This is a genomic window from Granulicella sp. S190, assembly GCF_009766095.1.
Classification (GTDB): Bacteria; Acidobacteriota; Terriglobia; order Terriglobales; family Acidobacteriaceae; genus Edaphobacter.
Map to the genome: position 1 here is coordinate 506,630 of NZ_LMUD01000023.1, position 20,530 is coordinate 527,159.

The window sequence follows — 20,530 nt, forward strand, 5'->3', positions numbered from 1 at the left end:
TTAAAAACCCCAGTAAAAACTACCAAGCAGGCCACACCAAAAAAAAAGCAGCACCTCTAACGTTCGAGCGACCTGACAGCCTCGTCAAGGGCCTCCGCAACTTGCAAAATACGGCCTTTATCGAGACGGTTGAAAAAAGGCAAAGCCAGCGTACGAGAGCTGACTGACTCCGTAACTGTAAGCAAAGAAACACTCGGAAGGTGACTATAAGCAGGCTGCGAGTGAATCGGAGCAAAGTAGCGTCCGCAACCAATTCCCCTTGCAATCAGCATTCTGGCGACCGCATCTCTATCTTCCCGACTGAATCTCGGCGCCAGCCGAACAACATAAACAAACCAGCTGATCTCCCGTCCAGCCAACTGCAAAGGAGGCCGTTCCACGCCATCAACATTGCTCAAAGCTTCGTCGTAGGCACGCGCAACTGCCGCACGACTCGATAAAATATCGTCAATACGCCGCATCTGCGCACATCCCAGCGCGCAATTGATCTCAGAGAGCCGATAGTTCCAGCCAAGGATCGAGTGCTGATGCCACTCGTCGGATTCGTATCGCCCTTGGTTACGCATCGCGCGAATCTGCATAGCGAAGTTCCGGTCGCCCGTAACCACCATCCCACCTTCCCCGGTTGTAATCTGCTTATTGGGATAGAAGGCAAACACGGCGGCATCCCCAAAAGAGCCCACTTGGCGGCCATGGTAAGTCGCACCAATCGCTTCGCACGCATCCTCGATCACTTTGAGGCAATATCTTTCCGCTAATTCGAGAATGGCGTCCATCTCTGCGGGTATCCCGAAGGTGTGTACAACAAGGATCGCCCTCGTGCGTTCGCTGATAGCTTTTTCCACACGATCAGGATCCAGGTTTAGAGACAAAGGATCGATATCCACGAAGACAGGCGTTGCCCCTTCATACAGAACCGCATTTGCCGCCGCAATGAACGTGAAGGATGGAACGATCACCTCATCTCCGGGCCCAATGCCCAGTGCGCGAATACAAAGATGCAGACCGGTTGTCCCAGAGCTCACCGCTATCCCAAAAGGTTGATCCACGTAGCTGCAGAGAGATGCTTCAAACTCCTCCATCTTTGGACCAAGGCTCAGTCGTGAACTGCGCAGGACAGAGACGACCTCCTCCACCTCCGCTTCAGATATATCTGGCTCCGAGAGAGGTATCTTCACTTCTGCACCTGAGGAACGAGTTTTAGCAGCAGCACATCGCGGGACGGAAGATTGGTCAATACTTGCGCAATGCGTTCGGCCGCACAGCCATCACCATAAGGATTCTTCATGCCTTTCAGGTAAGCGCGAAATTCAGTGCTATCCGCCTTCAGAACGGCAGCAAGTATGGACTCCTTTACTGGAGAGGCATCGATCACGTTCCGCGGACGCTCTCGGCCCTGTTGTCGCATCCCGATATTCACCGTTGGTAGCGCAAACGAAGCTGTTTCCATGATGCCGCTGCTCGAATTTCCAAGAAACAACTTCGCGTATTGCAGCAGGCTCCAATAGGTCACCGACGGAAGGTTCGTAAAAAAATATGCGTCCTGGCGACGCTCAAGCAGCGACCGAATTCGGGTAGCCAGATAGCGGCTACCTGCATCGGCGTTGGGGTAACAAAAGATCAGCTGCTGCGAAAGCTCTTCGATTGCAGCGAATACCTCCTCTGCCTCCGCATTCGTATCAGATAGCAGGGTGACTGGATGATATGCAATGACAACGGTAGGCCGGGACAAGTCGATCTTGAGGCAGGACTCGACCTCCAATTGAGACATCAGCTTGCTCTTGCTGAGATGGTCGAGCGACGGCGCACCTGCACGCTGCACTCGCCACGGCTCCTCCCCCATTGAGATCACACGATCACGAGCCCCATCGGTGGAGGTGAAATGAATGTGACTCATCTTTGTCAGTGCATTCCGAACTGCATCATCGATAGCTCCTTGGCTGAGCTCTCCGCCCTCAATGTGTGCGATAGGAATGCGTAACGCCAGCGCAACCGTCGCCGGTGCCAACATCTCATACCTATCGGCGATCAGAAGGATCAGATCGGGCCGCATGGCCGCAAGTGTATCCGCGAGAGAGAGCACTGCGACCCCGATACTCTTCGCCATCCCCACGTCTGTATCCGAGCTCAACAAGCACTCCAGTCGAGCAGCAATGGGGAACCCATCTTTTTCTATCTCGCGAACCGTATCTCCAAACTCCGGAGAGAGATGAGACGCAAGAACAATTAATTTAAGATCGACCTCGGGGTGTGCGTTCAACTGTCGAAGAGGCCAGTAAAGATGGCTGTAGTCGGCCCGCGATGTTGTAATCACCGCAACGGTTCTCTTCACGTCAGCACCTCTGCCTTTCTACATCTGCATGCCGCTGCAACAGAGGCGAGGGACGGTATTCTGGCACCACGCGCGTAATCGTGTCGAGTAAGCGTCGCAGGTCTCGGTAATTGATTGCTGCCTCGATCTCCTCAATCGCGGCATTCAGCATCGCAGTGGATGGTGCATGATCTGGCGATACGATATGGAGTAATGCAACGTTGGAGGGGCTCACAGATTCGCCGATTGCGATCATGCTTTCTGTCAACTTATCGCCTGGTCTAAGGCCGGTTCGCTTGATCCTTACGCTGCCGGGGGTGAGCTGCGCGTCTTGAATAAGAAAGTTTGCGAGACTGACGATAGAGAGTGGCTTGCCGGTCTCCGAAATGAGAACTACTGAATCCTTTTCGACCGCCAGCGCCGTCACTAAACGTGGAATCACCTCTTCGACCGAAAGAAAGTATCGTGTGCAGTCTTCATCGGTAATTGAAATAGGGATGCCCCGAGCAATCTGCCGCGCAAAGATAGGTCCAACGCTTCCAGTTGATCCAAGGACGTTGGCGAGGCGAACAGCCTTCACTCGCGTTGGCCCGCGATTCCCCTGTACCAGTAGCTCTCCAACTCGCTTGGTTACTCCCATCACGCTGACAGGATCGACAGCTTTGTCAGTCGAGATCACCACGATCTGCTCAACATCTGCCCTGTTTGCAGACGTAAGGAGCCTGTGTGTCCCAAGAATGTTGCTCCGCGCTGCGGTAAAGGGGTTCGTCTCCATCAAAGGCACATGCTTGCAAGCCGCTGCATGAAAGACGATCTGAGGACGATATCTTTCAAATATCGAGTCCAGCAACGAGACATCGCATACATCTCCCACAATCTGTACACGTGGCGTGGCGAACTCCCTGTCATCAAGCTCTGCACTTAATTCAAATAAGCCCTGCTCGCCGATGTCGAGGAGGGTAAGGTGCTGTAATGAGGCTTTATCAAGACAGCGTGCTAACGCCGAACCAATATACCCGCCCGCACCCGTTATCAGCACGCGCTTACTTTCAAGCGTACCCCTAAAGATCTCAGGGTCATTTGCATCTGGCACACGCCCGAGGAACTTCGTCCAATCGATCGTTTCATCTAGCATAAGGGCTACGGAACCATCCTAGAAAGCGACTTCAGTGTACGCAATGCAAGCCTTTGCGGCACACTGCAGGTACCGTTCATTGCTTATATCGTGTGACTGTTGCTGTTTCATCCAGTACATCGTAAAGTCGAGATCCTTATGAGTATCGCGCTGCAATCGGCAACTGAACAACTCAAGCTTTTGCAGAAGAAGCAGATATCTCCGGTCGAACTCGTAGAGGAGCATATTCGACGCATCGAACGATTGAATCCGGCACTCAACGCAATCGTCAACTTTGATCCGGATAAAGTTCGGGCACAGGCGCGAAGCGTCAGAGTCGGCGCACTGGCCGGTCTGCCAATAACAATTAAGTCTTCGATCTCCGTCGCCGGCTGTTTATGTGAGGTTGGCAGCGTACTGCGGAGAGGCGTTGTTGTCGAGCAGGATGCAGTCGCCGTGGCAAAGCTGCGCGCTGAGGGAGCGATCATCCTCGGCACCACCAACTGCCCCGAGTTTCTGATGGCCTACGAGACCGATAACCTGCTGCACGGACGCACCAACAATCCATGGGATCTCGAACGAACTGCGGGAGGATCGAGCGGCGGAGAGGCTGCAGCAATTGCAGCCGGCCTTTCAGCAGCGGGCCTGGGAAGCGACAGCGGTGGATCAGTGCGAGAGCCCGCTCATTTCTCGGGAATCTGTGCTCTCAAGCCCACTTCGGGGCGGATCTCCTCTGTCGGGCATGTTCCTCCATGCATCGGACCGTTCTCTGCTCTGGGCGTGATCGGGCCTATGGGGCGTTCCATTGCAGACGTGGAGTTATTATTTCGGGTCGCCGCGCAGCCAAGTTCGTTCGATTCCGCAGGATCGCCAGCGGCTTATCGCGAAGTAACTATTCCCGAGGCGAAGCGGCTTCGAATCGGGTATCTGGAAGACGATGGATTAATACCGGTCACCTTTGAGACAAGACAGGCAGTTCGTGCTGCAGCCGAAGCACTCAAGCATCAGGGGTTCGATGTTCAGGAGTACAGGCCTCCCTCCCTGGAGGCTGCGCGAAAGCTTTGGGACATCTTCTTTGTCCAATGTGGAGCGATGTTTTACGAACCGGAGATTGTCGGACGGAAACAGGAGCTGAGTCCTGTGTTCCTAGATTTTCTCGCACACGCGGAACAGCGCACACCGCTTACCGCAAAGAGCTTGCTGCAGGCGTGGGCACAGATGGATCTAATCCGCAGTCAGCTTCTCTCCGAGATGGAGGCGTTTCCTATCCTGCTCACGCCCGTCTGCTCAGTACCTGCGTTTCGACATGGAGAGCGCAGCTGGGAGATCGGAGGCAAAAGAGTCGAATACCTGGATGCAATGAGGTTTATGCAGTGGTTCAACCTTCTCGGAGCGCCGGCCGCCGTCGTGCCGGTGGGCATCTCCCCGGAGGGGTCTCCTATCGGAGTGCAGATCGCGGGCAAACCGCTTTGGGACGAGGCTGTGCTCACAATCGCCTCTCTGCTCGATGCCGCATTTGGATACAAGGTGCCCCCAATCAGCTGACGATCAACTTAGTATCCCCTCGTCGGATTAGGGTGCCGGAACAATAGGCTCCGAAGCTGTAGGCGTGTAGTGAAATTGAAAAAGCTGCGTCCTATCGCCCGTTTCGAAACGATCGTTCCAGTCAAGCAGATACTTCAGTGTTTTTTCATCTTCTGGATAGTGTTCGGCCATCGAGTAGGGATAGGTGCTCATGCCATGAAATGGCATCTGTGAAACCGTGAACGGCAATGCCTCATAAAAATCCATGTCTTTTACAAATCCATCCGCATAAAAGAAATAATCTCGCTTCCATTGTGCCGGGAGCACGGGCAAAGCAGCATCGCTAAACTCTGCATCGATCTCTTCGCCACTGCCAAAGATGACGAACTGATCGTCTTTGGCTTGAAGCAGAGGAGTCACAGTGCCATAGCGAGTGTAGTTACCACGCTGCCATTGGAACGGCCCTGTAGCGCTTATTGCTTGATAATCGTAGGTCAAATCACCCGGCGTCTTTCCATCCACTTGCCTTGGATATCCTCGGAATGAGAGATGAGCCGACGCCAACGTAAGTTCAGTTTGCTGGGTGCTTTGCGGCGCGGACTCATTGTCGACCAGCACCTGATCCCAGTAAATCTGTAGGTTTGTGCGAATGCGGATTCGTGTCGATTGCGGCGGAAGCTTACCAGTTAGATCGACCACGATCGTCCGCGGCAGGCCGGCGGGGAAGCCCATGTCTTCTATGATCTTCTTCCAGGATCCATCCGGCAGTTGCGCCTCCACGGTCGGCGCCTGTGGCGTCAGTCCCGCCTGCCACGCAGAGTACATCGAACTGGCGCTAAAGTATTCGATGAACCCGCTCATAAATAGCCTTAGCGGACGCCCGGGTGACCAGGCACCTATATCGATCGTCAAAGCATGTTCGTTTGCAAACCCTGCATAGCTCAGATTCGTGAAGTCGCGAACATACTCATGATCGAGATGTGTGAGCAACGGCAGAACATCTTGCCCCTGATCTCCCCACGCACCCCTTGGCAGATGCCTCTCGGATGACGCCACGACTGCGGAGCCATCAGCAAACGGCCTTTCATTGAGAAAGCGCTCATCAGGATAGACTTCGGTCTCCTCTGGATGATCGATCGCGACCAGCCTTAGCTGATCGATGTAGTTGATCTCCTCCATCGGCTCGCCAAAGCGGAGACTCAATCTCCCTCGATACGAACGCAGCATTGAGCCATCCACTTTAACCCATTCGTCGGAGTCGCTTTCGTTGCGAGTCGTCGGCGACGTCCAATGGCCGACGACGCCCGCACCGATCACATCCGTCACGAACTCATACTTCTTCCCATCCCAGGCAAACAGGACAGGGCATGAGCTGCCCCGCCGATCGAGTTCCGTCATGGAGAGAGGCTTCACCGCTGAAACGTCTAGCTCATCCTGCGGCACGCCCGTCGGCCACAACATACGCACGACATCTGCGTGCTCTTCCTGCCCTAGTCCCGCAAGAATCTCAGACGAACTCTGTCCAAGATAGCCGGAGGCACCGGCGACCTCGAACTTCTGAAATGATCCCTTGACGAACACCTCAACCTTCGTCCCGAGCCCTAATTTGTTATCTGCAAGGCCTGTCAGCGTGATCCGTAGCGAGTGGTTTTTGCTCCCGCCAACATTGCGTAGTACCAGGGGAGCCGCATTGCCGCGAGCGACCACCAGGTCCGCTGCTCCATCTCCGTCCACATCGGCAGCAAGCAACGATCTGGTTCCAGTGAGATCCAGCTTGGACAGGCCAAGCAAATCGGTGACATCCTCGAACCCGCGAGCTCCGAGATTCCGGAAGACACGCAGATGCGTGCCGTGCGAATCCTCGACAAGAGCTGCCAGATCGATCCAGCCGTCATTATCGATATCGATCGAAGTCAGACCCCACGCTCCCACGATGCCTTCAGTGGGAAGCGAGACTCGTTCGAAGGCCTTGCCCTCCACGTTCTTCCATAAACTCACGCCTGGAGCGCCGGCATGAGTCGCAGCGACATCCATCCACCCATCTTTATTGAAGTCGAAGGCCACAACACCTCGTGTGGCGCCAAGGGTCGCGTCGTCATATAACGCCACCCGTTTGAACGCGCCCTCACGCTGGTTCTCGAAGAGAGCCGGTGACGGATCCTTCCCCGCAACAATCAAATCCACGGCGCGATCATTATTAATATCCGAAAGCGTGGCGCCCGCCGTCTCAGCGGCCCCTGCAAGAGCTGTAGGAGAAGTCCACTCCGTGAAGGTAGAGTTCCCATTGTTCCTCCACAACACGCTCGGTCCCGAGCCTGCACCCAAAGATGCGCCAGTAATGTAGAGGTCCAGATCGCCATCGTGATCAAAGTCAATGAAGGTTAGTCCGGTTGGCCGATTGAGCGTGCGAAGACCCAGTGCGGCAGTAACGTTCGAAAACTTACCGTGTCCAAGGTTATGGAATACCTCAACGCGATCGTCCATCGCAACTGCGAGATCCGGCAAGCCGTCATTATCGTAATCGCCTACAGCACATGAGACTCCACGCCCTTTGAGCATAAGACCGGTTTGCGCTCCGCTGATCTCCTCAGTCGACCCAGTAGCAGTAACCAGGTAGGCGTGGAGGGCATTTTCTCCCTCACCCATGGACACGATAGCCTTTTGCCCGTTGCCTTCCAGGTCGAAGATGCAAGCTCCAGCACTCACCCCGCTCAAGCTCTGCGCTCCTTTATTAGCTTCATCTAGCGCCGTTCCAGGTACAAACTTCACGGGAATCATCGGACCAACCGCGGCGGGCGGCGCGAGCATATCCTGCACTAAGGCATACCGGCCCTGTTCCCCATAGTTCGTGCTGAACAAGATTCCAACCTTGCTCTGTGTGATCTCCTGAAAGCGCTGAAGATGAGTGCTGGACTCCGACGTCCTGCCAGCGCGTTGTAACGCACGGGCCAATCCGTACTGCGCTGAAGCATGCAGCGGCGTCAATTCGATCGCCTTCTGAAACTCTTCGATGGCGTGAGAATAGTCCTTCAGCTGCAGCTCCGCCGCGCCAACGTAGAAATGCGAATCCGCATCGGATGGCGAGATCTGAGCAGCATGGCGAAAGTACCCTAATGCCTCCTCCTGGTCGCCCACTTGGTAGTGCGCGAGGCCAAGCCCATACCATCCGCGCGCATTCATGGGGTCTTTAGTCGATACAAGCTCCAGAGCCGCCTCCGCCTCTGGAAGGCGGCGCAGGTAGATGAGGGCGAAACCTTTATTCAATAGCGGAATAATCGCGTCGGGGTCTGCTTTGTGCGCCGCTTCAAAATGTATCAGCGCCTTCTCCAGAAGCTGCTGATTCATGAGCGCTACGCCGGTGTTATTCTCGCGAGCGGCGTCTATGGAACCCTTGTCAGTGCCCGCAGCCCACGCGCACGCCGACAGCAAGAGGGAAATAACAAGACAAAGGCCGGCCTGAGGAAAAGGTAAACGATTCACGGAGTCTCTTTCGCGACCGGAGCACTAAGGCAAAGCCCGCAGGTCCAACTCTCGGCTCGCAGCAGATCGACTCAGTCCTTCTTCGGTCGCCTAGAGTATACAGGCGAGCCAAAGCCTCTCATGCAGGTCGTTTACCATACAAACGATTCCAGCTCAGATTTCCACTACTCGCGCAATGACCTGTAAACAAAGCGTAAACTGAACCCCCGGAGGTTTTAAAATGTCTATGAATCACTATGTGGAGCGCGTTGTTGACCTGTTGGATTCCTCGGCCAACGATCTGTTCGACCTCTCTACGGAACAGGCTCAGGCCCTCCTGGTGCAACAACCGGCCGAAGCCATGCAACACATCGACGGCTCCTTTGCACTCGTCGGCCGAGCCGGCAAGATGGTTCGAATGGTGCGCTCTCTCGACCGGCCGATGCGCTACTTTCTCGCGAAGCGAACCGAGGGGCCGGTATTGATTGTTGCGGATCGCATCGACGCGATCTATGACTGGCTCAAGAGCGAAGGCTTGGACGCTCAGTTTCATCCCAGCTACACCCGCATGATTCCTGCCCACTATGTCGTAGACCTGCAACTGATTGGATGTCCCGATCCCGATCCCGTATACACCCGTTTCTTCACTCCCGAGATGGCCACCATGGAGCCCAACACCCAGCGGATCGGCGAACGATATATCGCAACGCTCGCGGACGAAATCTCCCTATGGCTGGACCGGATTCCGGCACACGAGCCAATCGGCGTTTGTTTCTCGGGAGGCATCGACAGCGGCAGCGTCTTCCTTGCCACCTGCCACGTGATGAAGACCCGAGGCATGTCCCTGGGACGCCTGAAGGCGTTCGTCCTGGATCTCGGCGACGGCCCCGACCTGCAGCAGTCCCGTGACTTTCTCAACTCCGTAGGTCTCGGCCTCTTTCTCGAGCCCATTCAGGTTGATCCTGCAACCATCAACGTGCAGGAGACGATCGACATCATCGAAGACTATCAGTCTCTTGATGTACAGTCAGCCTCCATGGCGGTAGCGCTTCTGCGCGGCATCAGGCAACTCTATCCGGAGTGGCGTTACTTATTGGATGGTGACGGAGGAGACGAGAACCTGAAAGACTATCCGATTGAAGAGAATCCCGAGCTGACCATTCGCAGTGTCGTGCACAACCCGATGCTCTATCAGGAAGGTTGGGGAGTAGGCAAGATCAAGCACTCTCTCACCTACAGCGGAGGTCTGAGTCGCTCCTACACGCGAACCTACGGCCCGGCACGTCGCTTCGGCTTTCGCGGATTCAGCCCCTACACGCGCCCCAAAGTTATTGCCGTTGCAGAGTCGATTCCCTTCATCAAGCTCACCGACTACAGCGTCGAGCGACTGTACGAGTTGAAGGGCGAGGTCGTAGCCCGCGGCATTGCAAGCCTGACCGGCATGACCATGCCGGTATATCCAAAGCGACGCTTCCAACATGGAGCCATCTCCGAGCAGAAGATGCACCAGACTCTTCCCTATCTTGAGACGGAGTATCGCAAGCAGTTTCTCTCCCGCTATCTATGACCACGCCGCAACTGTCGATCTACCCCGAGCACACCCGCGAGCGAGACCAATGGATTGTTGCCAAGAGGGGCCTACGCAATGCTCTGGATCCGCGGCGTCCCTATGCATTTCTTTCAGAGCAGGAGCGCTCCTCCTCTGGTGAGATAGTTCCGGTCTCAACTCTGTTCCTCACGAACCGAGAGTGTCCCTGGCGCTGTCTCATGTGCGATCTCTGGCAGAACACACTCGTTGACGCTGTGCCTTCAGGAGCAATCCTCGAACAGATAGAGTTCGCTCTTCACCGTCTCCCGCCAGCACGATGCATCAAGCTCTACAACAGCGGCAGCTTCTTCGATGTAAAAGCTATCCCACCGGAGGATTACTCCGGGATAGCCGCGGCGCTCAGCTCCTTCGAGCGTGTCATCGTGGAAAGTCATCCCGCACTCATCGGCGCCCGAACGTTGCAGTTTCGCGATCTGCTCTCGGCGCAGCTCGAAGTTGCCATGGGCCTTGAAACAGTTCATCCCGCGGCGCTTGAGCGGCTAAACAAGCATGTCACCCTGGACCAGTTCGCTGCGGCCGCTGAGCGCCTCCATGCCGAGACCATCGATCTTCGCGTCTTCGTCCTCGTACAACCTCCTTTTGTTCGCGGCCATGAAGCACTCCACTGGGCGCAACGGTCGCTCGACTTCGCCTTCGACTGCAACGCGACCGTAGTAACACTCATTCCCACCCGCGCCGGAAACGGCGCTATGGATCTGCTGCAGCGGATCGGCGAATTTACTCCACCCGATCTCACGATCGTCGAGAAAGCAGTCGAGTATGGTGTAATACTCAAGCGTGGAAGGGTCTTCGCGGATCTCTGGGAGATTGAGCGCATCGCGAAATGTCTGTCCTGCTGCGCGGCCCGTATCGCGCGCCTCGAGCAGATCAACCTCACCCAATCCCTTCCATCCAGAGTCGAATGTGAGCATTGCGGAGGTGGCGCCTGAGCGAAATCTACGACGTAGCCATCTTGGGATCGGGATTCGCCGGATCGCTGCTCGCGATGATCGCTCATCGTCTCGGGCGAAAAGTTGTTCTAATCGAGCGCGGCTCTCATCCTCGTGTCGTGATCGGAGAGTCCTCCACGCCACTCTCCAACCTTTTACTGGAAGAGCTCGCCATCCGCTATGACCTCCCGGCGCTGCTTCCCTTCACCAAGTGGGGAACTTGGCAGCATCACCATCCCGAAGTCTCCTGCGGTCTCAAACGCGGCTTCTCCTTCTTTCACCACGACCTCCAACATCCGAACAAGATCAGCTTCGAGAAGCAAATGCTCGTTGCGGCAAGCCCGCACGATCAGATCGCCGATACGCACTGGTACCGTGCAGACTTCGACCATCATCTGGTCCGCGAAGCCCAGAGACTAGGCATCCTTTATCACGATCAAGTGCACCTTCAGAGCCTCGTTGAGACGCAACAATACATCGAACTCGGAGGAGAACATCATCAACAAAATTTCAGCATCCGGGCACGCTTCGTCATCGACGCCACGGGACCACGTGGCTGTCTTCATCATCTGCTTGGTCTCCCGGAGCAGAGACTGCCTTATATGCCGACGACCCAGGCGCTATACAGCCACTTCAGCAGCGTCAAGCGTCTAGACGACGATCTCTCCTTTAGCGCAAAAGACAAGCTACCGTACCCCGTGGACGATGCCGCCATGCACCACGTCTTCGAGGGCGGCTGGATATGGGTTCTGCGTTTCAACAACGGCATAACCAGCGCAGGTGTAGCAGCGACCGAAGCTACGGCCCGCCACCTGAAGCTCGCTGAAAAAGATCCCGCATGGCAAACGCTGTTAAATCGAATTCCCGCACTTCGCCAACAGTTCTCCGAAGCAAGACCACACCAGCCCTTCACTCACGTACCTTCCCTGAGCTTTCGCAGTGGTGCCATCACTGGCGCAAAATGGGCGCTCCTGCCGTCCGCTGCAGGCTTCGTCGATCCGCTTCTCTCCTCTGGATTTCCTCTCACACTGCTTGGTATCGAACGCATGGTGGAGATTTTGGACAGGCATTGGCTCCAGCCCAGCTTCGCTGCGAAGCTCTCAACCTACGGGCAAGAGACCGACCGTGACCTCCTCGCAACCGCTCGCCTCATCGGAGCGCTCTACGCCAACATGAGCAACTTCGAAGCCTTCCGCGCGATCTCTTTGCTTTACTTCGCCGCTGCCAGCTTTTCGGAGACTGCGCGGCGACTAGGAAAAGGCCATCTGACAACTTCGTTTCTTCTCAACGCTGACCCGCGATTCGGGCCTCCCGTCGAAGCCCTGCTGCAACGCGCTTGGACAGGTGTTCCTGCGCCCGAGACTGCCGCCTTCGTAAACGAGGTCCATCGCCTCATCGAGCCCTTCGATGTAGCAGGTCTCCGCGCCTCCCCTCCGAATAACTGGTACCCCGTAGATGCAGAAGATCTAAAGCAGTCCGCCTGGAAGTTGAAAGCGACGACCCAGGAGATCGATGACATGCTGCACCGCTCAGGCTTCTACAAATAACTCTGAAAGATTTCAGTGAGCAGCCAGCCCGGCCGGCGAAAACACGATCGGCTTACTCTCCACCATCCCGCTGCCCTCTTTCAACGTGATCTCCTGATTGGGCTTCACATTAGAGATAATCTCTCTCTTGGCCCCGCGCGGCCACACAATCTCGACCGTCACTGTCCTACCCCCCGACGGTTTTCCCAACCCAAACGTCAGCGGCATTTCGCTCTGCGAGAGATAACTCGAACCGCTCTTCACCATGGCAAACATACGAGGGCCATTACCCGCCCGCACCGTAACCTTCGCTCCGATGCCATCGCGGTTAGATCTCACTCCCACGGTCTTCACGCGAAGCATGTCGTTCTCATTGCCATTGTCATTTCGCAGCAGCCTGGCCGCTCCGTTGGACGAGGTAATCATCAAATCGAGATCGCCATCATTATCGTAGTCCAGATAGGCCGCGCCGCGCCCAACCACCGGCTGCCGAAGTGCAGCCCCTACCTTGTTCGACACATCTTCAAAGCGACCTGATCCGCGATTCCGCAACAGCAGCGCAGGTTCGGCATACTTTACCGTCGGTTGCGTCACGCTGACGTCATCAGCCACATGTCCATTCGCCGCGAAGATGTCCGGCAGACCGTCTAGATCGTAGTCGAAGAAAAAAGTACTGAACGTCAACGAACTCGCAGACGGAGCACTAATGCCTGATACCGGCGCTTTATCCGTAAAGAGTCCCGACCCATCGTTGTGATACAGCGAAAGACTCTCATTGGTGAAGTTGCCGATAAGCAGGCTTTGCCGACCGGATCCGTCATAGTCGCCGACATCCGCACCCATGCCAGCCCTCGGCTTCCCGGCATCGCTGAAAGCCACGCCCGCCGAAAAAGCACTCTCCGTAAATGTCCGATTATGGTTGTTACGGTAAAGCTTGTTCGGCTGAGTATCATTCGCAACGAACAGGTCCATCCATCCGTCATCATCGAAATCAATAAGAGCAACTCCCAAGGACTTACTTGACGGATCGTAGAGCCCAGCCTTCCTGGTCACATCCTCGAAGACCCCATTGCCAAGGTTGTGAAACAGCGTCCCACTCTGGCCCTTATACGCCTCGGGGGTGCAGTACGATTTGTGTTTGCCGTCCAGCGAGCAACTTTGATCCGTTGCAATCGACCAGTCCACATAATGAGAGATGAACAGGTCAAGCTTGCCGTCGTTATCGAAATCAAACCAGACCGCCCCGGTGGCAAACCCAGGATCGCCGACCTTCGCCTTTGCGGTCACATCGGCAAACCGTCCGCCGCCGAGATTCCGAAACAGGTGACTGCCATTTAAAGCCGTAATGTAAATGTCGTCGCGGCCATCATTATCGAAGTCTCCCACCGCACAACCCAGCCCGTACATCTCAACGTCCAGTCCCGAACCGCGAGTCACGTCTTTAAAGGTGCCGTCATGATTATTGTGGAAGAGCGTCGCCGTAAATCTTCCGGTCTTATGTTCCGGCCAATCCATCGACTGGACAAACAACACATCCTGCCAGCCGTCGTTGTCATAGTCCAGTACGCAGACTCCGCTTCCCATCGTCTCCGGCAGGTACTTCTTTCCAAAAGCTCCGCTATGGTGGCGAAAGCGAATCCCCGCAGACTCCGTCACGTCGACGAAGCGAATCGGGCCAGAGGGACGTGTTGTGTGGGCCTCTGTCGCAGGCTGAACCGCCGCTTCATCCGTGCTGGTAACCGGCAAAGCCTGCTTGGCTTCGTCGTGTTGTTGCTCTGGAGAGAGATGCGCCGCTCGATCGCAACCGCAGAGCAGTGACGCAGTAAACAAAGCCATAGCAATCGCACGCAACTTTCGGGATGACATCTAAACTCCTCACGTTCGGCAAGCGATCTAAGGTCTAGGGAGATCGCCTGTCAGCATCGCCGTAGCATTGGAGTTGACTAGTGGTGACCGGCGCGAATGCCGCCACATCTCCACCAGCAGTGCGGAGGGTCCCACCAGGAATAAGGCATAGAGCGATGCGTAGATACTCTGGTCCAGCCGAAGCAACATCTCTACTGCCGCTACCAGAAACGCCACAAGAACTTGCCCACGCACGGAGCGCACCGTCGTCTTCGGATCCGTAATCATGAAAAAAATAAAAAGTTGATACTCAGGTCCGGTGATTGGAGAGATCTCCGACTGCCACGGATCGCCGATGATCCACGCACGCAACAAAGCGAACGCAAAAAACGACGCCACGTACGCCGCGCAGATATGAAACCGCTTGAGTCGCCATAGAATGACCGACCCCAGCGACCAGATCACCAGCATGGCCCATAGACTATTGCCCCACTGAATGCTGAGTGTAGTCACGGACTCAGCCGCGAAAAATAGCATGACGCAAATGCCGAAGTTCGACGGATTCCAGATATGGCGATTCTTTACGCGAAGCACGTACTTTGACGTGATCGCAATCACAGCGCACAGCGCATAGGGCCACAACGCCGGCGAACGGAGCAGAATCCCAACGCTGATTCCGCTGATGTAAGCGCTAGCCAGGTGAGGCCACTTGCCTGTCATCGTGCGTCCCAGAATCAGCTCGGTCGCAAGACTGCAGCCAATCGCAAGCAGCGTCTTCTTCCAACTCTCAAGGATGCCGAAGGAGAAGTGCCCGACCAGAAGAATCACCGTGATAAAGATCGGCGGGATGAAGCGGTTCTCCATCGTAAACAAGCGCCGCGCCCAGGTGTCTTGAGCCGTTGGGACCGTGGGATGCATGGTAGCTGGCGCGCTCATGAAGGTTCCTTGACTTTACAAATCTGGTCGATGCCGACGTTCTTCAGCGACTGGATTCTACCAGACGGCCAATGAATGACGACCTCCTCAATCACCGATGATCTCCCCAGACCAAAATGCAGTCTGCGGTCATTCTCTGACGCAAATCCGCTGCCCCCAGCGACCTGCTGCATCTGTTCCTGTCCATTCCATCTCACCGTAACCTGTGCTCCGATCGCGCTGCGATTGCTCTTGGTCCCCTCCAGATCCAAACCCACCCAATGGTTCTCCGGTGTCACCGAGTTCTTGTAAAGCAGTAGCCGCCCACGCTGATTCGCGACGATCACATCAAGGACGCCGCGATTCCACAGGTCCGCCATCGCAACCGAACGGCCATCCTCGGTATCTTTAACTCCTGCCATCTGCGCCACATCCACAAACTTTCCCGCTCCATCGTTCAACCAGACATGCTTCTGCTGATAACCGGAAAGGCTGCGGCCCTCCATCGAGGGCCAGTCCTTCGCATCCCCGATTATTGCGGAGTTTCCTCCTGCGACCTTGGCGAAGTCATACCAGTAGTTTCGTCTCTTATCCAACGAAACATAGCCGTTAGTAAGGAAAAGATCGAGCGTGCCGTCATTATTAAGATCGCCAAACTGCGCCCCAAAGCTCCATCCGCCAAGCTCTACGCCCATATCGCGCGCCAGGTTTTCGTACTTCATCCCGTCGCCCGATGTCCCCTCCTTCGGCACCCAGAGATTATTTCCCTGAATCAGAACGCCGTCCTCAGAAATATTCGAGACGTAAATTGAAAGCTTTCCCTGGTTGAATACATCTCCGAACGCCACATTCATGCCGCTCTTCGGTGAAAACCCAACACCTGCGCTCTCGCCCACCTCGTGGAAGCGTTTGCCATCGTTCCTATAAAGTTCCGAGACGCCATAGTCATTCGCGACGAACAGATCCGGATGCCCGGTCTCGCGTAGGTCTGCAGCGCCCGACGCCAGCGCCCATCGCCTGCTGTCGATGCCAACCTTTGCGCTCACTTCTTCAAAGCGCCCATTGCCAAGGTTGTGAAACAGGTACTTTCGTCCGCCATTCTTCGCATACTCGAAGCTATCCGGCATCATCCGTGTATTCGCCAGATGCCACAGATCAACATTCTCCGGATAATAGCCACCAACAAATAAATCGAGCAGCCCGTCGCCGTCATAGTCGAACCAGACTGCGGTATTCGCATTGATCCACGGAGGTAGGCTCGCCCCATCGCTTACCCGCCGAAAGCCATGTCCTTGCTCGTTATGGAAGAGCTCCGGCCTCCCCCACTTGATCAGGAACATATCTTCATAGCCGTCATTGTCATAGTCGCCCCACACGGCGCCCATCGAAACCCCTGTGCCCTCCTGGTTGACGTCAGCCACGCCCATCTCTGCTGCCACGTCTTTGAAGGTCCCATCGTGCATATTCCGATAGAGATGATTCTGGCTGCCTACCGCACTGTTGGTCACATACAGATCGGGCCACCCATCACGATCGAAGTCCACGACCGACACAGAAGCCCCCATGGACGCGACCTGCGGCATGATGTGCGCGAGCTTCGCATCCAACACTGGCGCCTGGTGGATGAAGTCAATACCCGCCGCATGCGACACCTCCTGCAGATAAAATCCATGCCGGGCCAGCGATGCCTGTGGATCAAAGCTCTCTTGCTGTTCGGTCTGTCGCGCAGCCGCGGACCGCTTCTTCAGCAACACCGGCGTGGCGAGCAGGCAGACGAAAAAGATTGCAAGCACGATACGAAGTCTGGAGCCGCGACTCATCGTTCTTCTCCAGCATGCAAAGCGTCGCGGAATCCTTTGGAGCTGATAAATCGCGTCTGGTAAGTTAGCCAGTCCTCTGTGTGATGCCGGTACATCCAGTCATCCTCAAGACTGGTAGGTGGCCCATCATAGTTTTTCCGTGCATGATGCGGATAAGGCATGACGTTCTGCGAATACGCAGAGTTGTAATCGCCATCTTTAATCCATCCATCCCCGGCAAGAACATAATCTCGTACCCACCCGTCAGGAGGAGCCGCTGGAGCAGTAAACCGCAGCGACATCTCGTCCCCGGCGTTCATGATCACGTACCGGTCATCCGCAGCCGTCAACAAGGGACGCACATCGCCAAACCGCGTATAGAAGCCGGCAAGATCGCGCCACATGCCGCCGGAGCTTGCTAGGTGATCGTAGTCCGGAATCTCCGGCGAAGAAGAGTTTGCCTGCCGGGTAACAGAAAATCCTCGATAGTGAAGATCAGCCAGCGAAGGTGACAGTCGATGAATCGTCAGCGGCGTCTCCGGCGCCCCTCGAGCCCACTCAATGGAATCCCAGTAAATCTCCAGATTCGTACGCAGCCGCAGACGTCGCGGTGCACCCGGCCCAAACACATTCGTCAGATCTATCAGGCAGATCTTCTTTCGCCCAGCAGGGAAGCCAAGATTAGGCTTGACCACGCGCCATCCTCCACGGCCGTCTGCAACTTCCATACTCAGCCAGTGCGGTCTTTCATGCTCCCCCTGGCCCATCGCCACGTTCACCGTCGAATCCGAAGGATGCAGCCACCCCTTCGCAATCAGCCACAAAGGCCCTGCCTCCGGAACGTGATCCCCAAGATCGACTTCGACATAATGATCGCGGGTCACACCCTGGTACTGCCCTCGTCCAAAGTTATCCAGATATCTTCCATCAAGGGTGCGAACAATCTCCGTCACATCGTTTCCATTGTCATCAATCGCCCGCTTGATCGGCTGCGGTCTCTCCACTGCTGTAACCGCGAGCTTCACCGCTGGCACATCATATCGCTCATCGGTAAAGACCTCAGTGCCAGCGGGATGATCCACCGTCATCAACGCCAGCGAGTCATAGAAGTAGCTCTCCCAGAGCTCCCCCGTCACCCGCAGATCATAAAATCCACCGCGCTCCTTAAGCTCGTCGCGGCCGATCTTGTACCACTCCTCGGTCGCAGCAATATCGGCAGTTCCCAACGCATTGATCCTCAGTCCGATCGCCGATCCCCACGGCACCGAATCCTTCACAAACGCCATCCGGCTCCCATTCCATGCGAAGAGGAACGGACACGATCCCTTCAACCGCTGCTCCGTCACAATCTGCTGATCTGCCTTTAGCGCAAACTCCGCACGGACAGATCCATTCGGCCAAACGATCCGCGCAACATCGACGCTCCTCTGCGTCCCCAATCCAAAATGCAGCGCCGGTCCCGTCATCACCTGCTTCTGCAACAGTAACCCCGAACGAATCTCAATCTCTCCGCCCACGCCAAACGGATTAATCCGCTGATCCCCTGTAGCCTGGCGTGCGCGTGGGTGGATCGTCTGCCAGTGATAGTCCTTTGTCCCACGATTGCGCGCCACGGTAGCCGCACCATCTGCACTCAATCCAAGCAGATCCAGCCGCCCATCTCCCTGCAGATCCACTGCATCAAACATCTTCGAAATCCCCTGCGGCTCCGCTAAAGCATGAAACGCTCCCGCCTCATCCTGCAGCCAGACCCTCACACTATCTCCAGCTTCGACGGGCATCAAAACAAAATCAACCGCGCCGTTGTTGTCGATATCTACCGCGTGCAATCGCACCTCTCCGGCAGACGGCGCCGGCAACCGCGCAAGCTCTCGCTCCGCCCAAGTCCCACTCAGCTCCTGATACACGAACTCGACAAGTCTCCCATCGTCCTGAAGCGCCTGCAGGCGAAGGAACCCATCAGGATTCGTGTCGCCGGTTGAAATCGCTCGAACGCCCTGCAGCGTCTCCGGTAGCTTCGATTCGGAAAACTTTCCGGCACGCTGGTTGAGAAACACACGCAGTCTACCGCTACCATCGATCAAAGCCGCGTCAGGATTGCCATCTCCGTTCAAGTCGGCCCATGCAAACTGTCGTATACCTGAAACCCCCGCGAAAGCGTGGATCGGCGTAAACGTTCCGTCACCGTTATTGCGCAGCACTGTCGGCTCACCGCTCTGCGTTCCAAGCACGACATCCAGATCTCCGTCGGCCTCCACATCAATCGCCCAGGCCCCGCTGTATGCGGCCTCGACAATTGCCTTCGGAAGTTTCATAGCTCCAGTCACATCGGTAAAGTTGCTTGGACTCTCCTGGCGAAAGAGTCGAACTCCTCCACTCCCTGCCAACAGCAAGTCTGTTTTGAAGTCGTAGTTGAAATCGAACGCCAGCACCCCCTCCGGCGACGGAGCCTGTGCTGAAGCCCCGCCAGGAAACATCAGATCCGCACCACTCGCAAGATGGACATGACGGCCATCCGCGACCGCAACGACGGGCAGATCCGACCCGTTCAGCGCAATCGCCCCGATCCATCCCCACCTCTGCGCATCGCCGGCAAAAGCAGGCTGCGCCGCAAAACTAATCGCTGCATCCATCGGCGCAGGATGCGACGGCGGATTCTGTAATCGAAGAAACCGGGTAATAGGCTCCGTTTCTTCACCCGGCTGCGCGGCAATCTCAGAAAGATCAGCACGAAACTCAGGCTCCCGCATCAACACGTTTCTGAAGAAAGTCGATCGCGTCGCCGCTGCTCGATGCTCTGGCGCGGCAGCAGCCGTCTGCAGCTCCGCAAACTGCTGCTTCACCTCGGGCGACCAGCCCTGCGAGTGCGCAGCGATCAGAGCAATCGTGGACCGCAAAGTCTCCATATCGCCGCGTTTGGCAGAGACACGGCACAGATCTACCAGCGCCGCCATATTCTCCGGCTGCACCTTCAGGATCTGCTGCAAAAGCATCTGCACCTCCGCATCGCTATCTGCCTCGCCCTGCCGCTCCACCTCGGTTGCTAGGCGGTAAATAGCTCGCAGGTTCCGCGGATTTTGCCGCACAGCCTCTCTCAGATCGCCGATGGCTGCTGCCGAGTTACCACGTGCACTCTCCAAAATCCCAAGCAGGTAGTCGATCCTGTCATTCTGAGGCGCAAGCTCATGAGCGCGGTTCAGGCGCTCACCTGCCGCATCGAAGCTTCGCTGACGAAGCGCAAGAATCCCCCAGTCAGCCCAAACTGCAGGCTCTCCCGGCACCAGCGCAGAGGCACGCGAAAGCTCGTCTTCCGCACGTACGTCGTCGCCCACCTGAAGTCCCGCAAGCCCCGTATAAAACCTGGAGACAAACTCCGCATAGACCTTCGAGTCGATCGCTGGCAGCCGGTCCCGCGAGCGGCAACCTGCCATCGTCATTGCGCACAGGCACAAGGCCACTGAAGAGCCTCTCTTCGCAACGGGGAAAGCCCCGCACAGCC

12 protein-coding genes are annotated in these 20,530 nt (G+C 56.1%); 4 read left to right on the forward strand and 8 right to left on the reverse strand.

The genetic code is table 11. From position 1 onward, the window contains the following. Positions 1-56: 56 nt before the first annotated feature. The 3 genes from GSQ94_RS15530 to GSQ94_RS15540 are packed head-to-tail and all read right to left on the reverse strand — an operon-like array spanning position 57 to position 3,446. Entirely contained in the window at positions 57-1,178 is a 1,122-nt protein-coding gene (locus tag GSQ94_RS15530) for a DegT/DnrJ/EryC1/StrS aminotransferase family protein (protein ID WP_158944746.1), read from the reverse strand. Further along, the gene (neuC, locus tag GSQ94_RS15535) at positions 1,175-2,332 is read right to left on the reverse strand and encodes a UDP-N-acetylglucosamine 2-epimerase (RefSeq protein WP_158944747.1); all 1,158 of its coding nucleotides are present in this window, start codon (positions 2,330-2,332) and stop codon (positions 1,175-1,177) included. The genes GSQ94_RS15530 and neuC overlap by 4 nt, the downstream gene beginning before the upstream one ends. A 1-nt stretch (position 2,333) precedes the next feature. Beyond that, positions 2,334-3,446, reverse strand: a complete 1,113-nt coding sequence (locus tag GSQ94_RS15540; protein WP_158944748.1) for a polysaccharide biosynthesis protein — start codon at positions 3,444-3,446, stop codon at positions 2,334-2,336. Positions 3,447-3,584: 138 nt separating this feature from the next. Between GSQ94_RS15540 and GSQ94_RS15545 the strand changes: the two genes are divergently transcribed. Further along, the gene (locus GSQ94_RS15545) at positions 3,585-4,970 is read left to right on the forward strand and encodes an amidase (RefSeq protein WP_158944749.1); all 1,386 of its coding nucleotides are present in this window, start codon (positions 3,585-3,587) and stop codon (positions 4,968-4,970) included. A gap of 27 nt (positions 4,971-4,997) precedes the next feature. Here the strand turns inward: GSQ94_RS15545 and GSQ94_RS15550 are convergent, their stop codons facing one another. Further along, on the reverse strand, positions 4,998-8,429 hold the full coding sequence (locus GSQ94_RS15550; protein ID WP_254063903.1) for an FG-GAP-like repeat-containing protein: 3,432 nt from the start codon (positions 8,427-8,429) through the stop codon (positions 4,998-5,000). A gap of 220 nt (positions 8,430-8,649) precedes the next feature. On the opposite strand from GSQ94_RS15550, the gene GSQ94_RS15555 reads away from it, so the two are divergent. The 3 genes from GSQ94_RS15555 to GSQ94_RS15565 all read left to right on the forward strand — a co-directional run bounded on the left by GSQ94_RS15555 (position 8,650) and on the right by GSQ94_RS15565 (position 12,493). Beyond that, entirely contained in the window at positions 8,650-9,975 is a 1,326-nt protein-coding gene (locus GSQ94_RS15555; RefSeq protein ID WP_158944750.1) for an asparagine synthase-related protein, read from the forward strand. Between the two features lie 200 nt (positions 9,976-10,175). After that, complete coding sequence (locus GSQ94_RS15560) at positions 10,176-10,946, forward strand: hypothetical protein (protein WP_216843094.1); 771 nt, start codon at positions 10,176-10,178, stop codon at positions 10,944-10,946. After that, positions 10,928-12,493, forward strand: a complete 1,566-nt coding sequence (locus GSQ94_RS15565; RefSeq protein WP_158944751.1) for an NAD(P)/FAD-dependent oxidoreductase — start codon at positions 10,928-10,930, stop codon at positions 12,491-12,493. Before GSQ94_RS15560 ends, GSQ94_RS15565 begins: the two co-directional genes overlap by 19 nt. A 12-nt stretch (positions 12,494-12,505) precedes the next feature. Here GSQ94_RS15565 and GSQ94_RS15570 read toward each other — a convergent pair whose 3' ends face one another. Genes GSQ94_RS15570 through GSQ94_RS15585 form a run of 4 tightly spaced genes read right to left on the reverse strand, consistent with a single transcriptional unit; the run spans position 12,506 to position 20,462 of the window. Next, positions 12,506-14,338 carry a CRTAC1 family protein gene (locus GSQ94_RS15570; RefSeq protein ID WP_158944752.1) on the reverse strand — a complete coding sequence of 611 codons (1,833 nt, stop codon included), beginning with the start codon at positions 14,336-14,338 and terminating at the stop codon, positions 12,506-12,508. Between the two features lie 27 nt (positions 14,339-14,365). Beyond that, positions 14,366-15,253: an RnfABCDGE type electron transport complex subunit D gene (locus tag GSQ94_RS15575; RefSeq protein WP_158944753.1), complete on the reverse strand. Its 888-nt coding sequence runs from the start codon at positions 15,251-15,253 to the stop codon at positions 14,366-14,368. Then, complete coding sequence (locus tag GSQ94_RS15580) at positions 15,250-17,052, reverse strand: CRTAC1 family protein (protein ID WP_158944754.1); 1,803 nt, start codon at positions 17,050-17,052, stop codon at positions 15,250-15,252. The genes GSQ94_RS15575 and GSQ94_RS15580 overlap by 4 nt, the downstream gene beginning before the upstream one ends. Continuing rightward, the gene (locus GSQ94_RS15585; RefSeq protein WP_216843095.1) at positions 17,049-20,462 is read right to left on the reverse strand and encodes a CRTAC1 family protein; all 3,414 of its coding nucleotides are present in this window, start codon (positions 20,460-20,462) and stop codon (positions 17,049-17,051) included. The genes GSQ94_RS15580 and GSQ94_RS15585 overlap by 4 nt, the downstream gene beginning before the upstream one ends. Positions 20,463-20,530: the final 68 nt, after the last annotated feature.